Annotated in this window: 1 protein-coding gene and 8 tRNA genes; all 9 read right to left on the reverse strand. The window is 64.2% G+C overall.

All coding sequences use genetic code 11. The features are described from left to right. Positions 1–136: 136 nt before the first annotated feature. The 9 genes from E4F61_RS14230 to E4F61_RS14270 all read right to left on the reverse strand — a co-directional run bounded on the left by E4F61_RS14230 (position 137) and on the right by E4F61_RS14270 (position 1,717). Positions 137–213 (reverse strand) — tRNA-Asp (locus E4F61_RS14230). Between the two features lie 104 nt (positions 214–317). Further along, positions 318–394 (reverse strand) — tRNA-Asp (locus E4F61_RS14235). A 104-nt stretch (positions 395–498) separates the two neighbouring features. Next, positions 499–575, reverse strand: a tRNA-Asp gene (locus tag E4F61_RS14240). 104 nt (positions 576–679) lie between these two features. After that, positions 680–756: transfer RNA gene (locus tag E4F61_RS14245), tRNA-Asp, on the reverse strand. Between the two features lie 104 nt (positions 757–860). Beyond that, positions 861–937, reverse strand: a tRNA-Asp gene (locus tag E4F61_RS14250). 104 nt (positions 938–1,041) lie between these two features. Continuing rightward, positions 1,042–1,118 (reverse strand) — tRNA-Asp (locus E4F61_RS14255). Positions 1,119–1,222: 104 nt separating this feature from the next. Continuing rightward, positions 1,223–1,299: transfer RNA gene (locus tag E4F61_RS14260), tRNA-Asp, on the reverse strand. A gap of 31 nt (positions 1,300–1,330) precedes the next feature. Then, positions 1,331–1,405, reverse strand: a tRNA-Val gene (locus E4F61_RS14265). Positions 1,406–1,444: 39 nt separating this feature from the next. Next, positions 1,445–1,717 (reverse strand): HU family DNA-binding protein, encoded by a 273-nt coding sequence (locus tag E4F61_RS14270; RefSeq protein ID WP_133479882.1) that lies wholly within the window; start codon positions 1,715–1,717, stop codon positions 1,445–1,447. Positions 1,718–1,731 lie beyond the last annotated feature (14 nt).

The following is a 1,731-nucleotide window of genomic DNA, read 5'->3' on the forward strand; positions in this document are numbered from 1 at the left end:
GCCAGCATTCTAACCGACTGAACTACCGCTCCATTTCTACTGCTCGACAGCTGTGCAGCTGCCCGCGACATTCGCATTGCTGCCCGGCGTGCGGTCCGGAAAACGAAGGCGCCGCGAACGGCGCCTCCGGAACAACTGGCGGAGCGGACGGGACTCGAACCCGCGACCTCCGGCGTGACAGGCCAGCATTCTAACCGACTGAACTACCGCTCCATTTCTACTGCTCGACAGCTGTGCAGCTGCCCGCGACATTCGCATTGCTGCCCGGCGTGCGGTCCGGAAAACGAAGGCGCCGCGAACGGCGCCTCCGGAACAACTGGCGGAGCGGACGGGACTCGAACCCGCGACCTCCGGCGTGACAGGCCAGCATTCTAACCGACTGAACTACCGCTCCATTTCTACTGCTCGACAGCTGTGCAGCTGCCCGCGACATTCGCATTGCTGCCCGGCGTGCGGTCCGGAAAACGAAGGCGCCGCGAACGGCGCCTCCGGAACAACTGGCGGAGCGGACGGGACTCGAACCCGCGACCTCCGGCGTGACAGGCCAGCATTCTAACCGACTGAACTACCGCTCCATTTCTACTGCTCGACAGCTGTGCAGCTGCCCGCGACATTCGCATTGCTGCCCGGCGTGCGGTCCGGAAAACGAAGGCGCCGCGAACGGCGCCTCCGGAACAACTGGCGGAGCGGACGGGACTCGAACCCGCGACCTCCGGCGTGACAGGCCAGCATTCTAACCGACTGAACTACCGCTCCATTTCTACTGCTCGACAGCTGTGCAGCTGCCCGCGACATTCGCATTGCTGCCCGGCGTGCGGTCCGGAAAACGAAGGCGCCGCGAACGGCGCCTCCGGAACAACTGGCGGAGCGGACGGGACTCGAACCCGCGACCTCCGGCGTGACAGGCCAGCATTCTAACCGACTGAACTACCGCTCCATTTCTACTGCTCGACAGCTGTGCAGCTGCCCGCGACATTCGCATTGCTGCCCGGCGTGCGGTCCGGAAAACGAAGGCGCCGCGAACGGCGCCTCCGGAACAACTGGCGGAGCGGACGGGACTCGAACCCGCGACCTCCGGCGTGACAGGCCAGCATTCTAACCGACTGAACTACCGCTCCATTTCTACTGCTCGACAGCTGTGCAGCTGCCCGCGACATTCGCATTGCTGCCCGGCGTGCGGTCCGGAAAACGAAGGCGCCGCGAACGGCGCCTCCGGAACAACTGGCGGAGCGGACGGGACTCGAACCCGCGACCTCCGGCGTGACAGGCCAGCATTCTAACCGACTGAACTACCGCTCCGCGCTCAAACTCTTCGCCTGCAGTGCCGCCGTGGTGGGTGCTGAGGGTTTCGAACCCCCGACCCTCTCCGTGTAAAGGAGACGCTCTACCACTGAGCTAAGCACCCGGATCGACCAGCCACAAGCGGCGCTGGCGGGCGAGCTATTTAGTTTACAGCGTCCTTCAGGGCCTTGCCAGCCTTGAACGACGGATTCTTCGAAGCAGCGATCTTGATCGTCTCGCCCGTCTTCGGGTTGCGACCCTGACGCGCGGCACGCGAGCGGACCTCGAACGTCCCGAAGCCCACGAGGGTCACCGTCTCGCCCTTCTTCAGGGTCTTGGTGATCACGCTGACCATCGCGTCGACGGCATTGGCGGCTTCCGTGCGCGACAGTTCGGCGGCATCGGCGATAGCCGCGACAAAATCGGCTTTGTTCATTCTTCTACTCCGTG

This window comes from Cognatilysobacter segetis, from assembly GCF_004359965.1.
Classification (GTDB): Bacteria; Pseudomonadota; Gammaproteobacteria; order Xanthomonadales; family Xanthomonadaceae; genus Cognatilysobacter; species Cognatilysobacter segetis.